This window comes from Streptomyces sp. SID3343 (genome assembly GCF_009865215.1).
GTDB lineage: Bacteria > Actinomycetota > Actinomycetes > Streptomycetales > Streptomycetaceae > Embleya.
On record NZ_WWJX01000234.1, the window covers coordinates 1 to 2,423 of the forward strand.

Below are 2,423 nucleotides of genomic sequence, written 5' to 3' on the forward strand. Positions count from 1 at the left end.
GTCGGGGCGGGTGCGGGCGCCGGAGCGGGGGTTTGGACGGGCGGCTCGCCGTACGGCTCGGGGGGGGCGTACGGCTCGGGGCGGGTGTACGGCTCGGGTTCGACGTACGGCTCGGGTTCGAGGTACGGCGGCTGCTCCGCGTACTCCACGGGAGGTACGCCGGACTGCGGACCGGGGCCGTAGGGGCCCGGTTCGTACGGGCCGGGCTCGTAGGGGCCTGGCTCGTAGGGGCCTGGCTCGTAGGGGCCTGGCTCGTAGGCGCCTGCGTGCGGGCCGGATTCGTACGGCTCGGGTCGGTACGGGCCCGGCTCGTACGCCTGTTGCCCGGGTTCGCGCGGTTGCGGGGGGCCCTGCTGTGCCGGGGGCCCCTGTTGTTCCGGGGCCGGTGGCGGGGTCTGCCGGTGCGGAGGTTCCTGCTGCGCGGCGGCCAGGCGCTCGGCCTCGGCGCGCTCGTCCGCGCGCCGCTGGGCCGCGACCGGGTCCGCAGCGGCCCACTGTGAGGTGGGCCACTCCCCCGTCGGCCAGGCGTCCCACCCGGGGGATGAGGCGTCCTGGCCGCCGGGAGGCTGCTCCGGGTCGGGCGTCTTCGAGGGAGGCATCAAGGTCCTTATGCGGTCGGTGCGGCAATGGACACCTTAAAAGCCGAGCGTCGTCGGCATCACAGCCACGGGTACGAGACGGGACCCCTCTGGGGTATGGATCCTTCGCTTTGGTAAAATATTTACCAGGCGTAGGTAATTCATCGTCGGTTCGCCGGCGCGGCTGGGCCCCCCGTCCCACGGCCCGCTGATTGCCTGCGCATTCGCGGCGCCGGCCGATCTTCCCCGTCGGATGCCGCCTGTCTTCTTGTTCTGCACTCCGAGCGGCCGCCTGGGGGGTGGCCGACCGACGACCGCCGGAGGTGACGCACGTGTCCGTGCCCGAGCTCAACCAGGTCCTGCTCCTGGGCGCAATCGTCATGCTGTCCGCCGTCATTGCCGTGCGCCTCGCGACCCGTACCGGCCTGCCCAGCCTGCTTCTCTACCTGGGACTCGGCATCCTCATAGGGGCCGACGGCTTCGGCATAGGTTTCGACAACGCCGAGTTGACCCAGACGCTCGGCTACGCAGCGTTGATAGTAATCCTCGCCGAGGGCGGGATAGCCACGAGCTGGAAGGAGATCAAACCTTCCGTACCCGCGGCCGCCGTGCTCTCGACGGTCGGCGTCGGCGTGAGCGTCGCGGTCACCGCGTTGGTGACCCGCTTCGCGCTCGACGTCGACTGGCCCACCGCCATCCTGATGGGCGCCATCGTGTCGTCCACCGACGCGGCCGCGGTGTTCTCCGTACTGCGCAAGTTGCCGCTCCCGCACCGCCTGACCGGTCTGCTGGAGGCCGAATCCGGCTTCAACGACGCACCCGTGGTGATCCTGGTGGTCACGTTCGCCCACGTGGGTCACATCGAGCCCTGGTACGTCATCCTCGGCGAGATCGGCATGGAACTGACCATAGGCGTGGCGATCGGTCTCCTGGTCGGCTGGCTCGGCGCGTTCGGCCTGCGGCACGTCGCGCTGCCGGCCTCGGGCTTGTATCCGATCGCCGTGATGGCGCTGTGTGTGCTGGCGTACGCCGGGGGCGCGCTCGCGCACGGCAGTGGGTTCCTCGCGGTCTACCTGGCCGCGCTCATACTGGGCAACTCGCAACTCCCGCACGGGCCGGCGACCCGCGGCTTCGCCGAAGGGCTCGGCTGGATCGCGCAGATCGGGCTCTTCGTCCTGCTCGGACTGCTGGTCACCCCGCACGAGTTGGCCGACGACATCGTGCCCGCGCTGGTGATCGGCGCGGCCCTGCTCCTGATCGCCAGACCCCTGTCGGTGATCGTCACCACGACACCGTTCCGGATGCCCTGGCGCGAGCAACTGATCCTGTCCTGGGCGGGATTGCGCGGCGCGGTGCCCATCGTGCTCGCGACGATCCCGATCGTGAAGAACGTCCCCGACGCGCAGCGGTTGTTCAACATCACGTTCGTGCTCGTGGTCGTGTTCACCCTCGTCCAGGGCCCGACGCTGCCGTGGATCGCGCGCAAGGCCGGGTTCGCGGGTGAGGACGAACCGACCGACCTGGGCGTGGAATCGGCGCCGCTCGAAAAGCTCCAGGGCCATCTGCTGTCGGTGAGCGTGCCGTCGGGTTCGCGGATGCACGGCGTGGAGGTCGGCGAGTTGCGGTTGCCGCGCGGCGCGGCGGTCACCCTCGTGGTGCGCGACGAGGAGAGTTTCGTACCGGAACCGAGCATGGTCATCCAACGCGGCGACGACCTCCTGGTGGTGGCCACCGACAAGGTGCGCGACGAGGCCGAGGATCGACTGCGCGCGATCAGCCGGGGCGGCAAGCTCGCGGGGTGGTTCGGGGTCAAGGGCGACACGTGACGAAGGCGGGACCACGAGG

General features: G+C 70.3%; 1 protein-coding gene and 1 pseudogene. One reads left to right on the forward strand and one right to left on the reverse strand.

Annotation, left to right across the window (positions count from 1 at the left end):
* Positions 1-599: pseudogene (locus GT354_RS08490) on the reverse strand (hypothetical protein); the annotation flags it as partial.
* A 302-nt stretch (positions 600-901) separates the two neighbouring features.
* Here GT354_RS08490 and GT354_RS08495 point away from each other — a divergent pair.
* Positions 902-2,404: a potassium/proton antiporter gene (locus tag GT354_RS08495; RefSeq protein WP_161355649.1), complete on the forward strand. Its 1,503-nt coding sequence runs from the start codon at positions 902-904 to the stop codon at positions 2,402-2,404.
* Positions 2,405-2,423 lie beyond the last annotated feature (19 nt).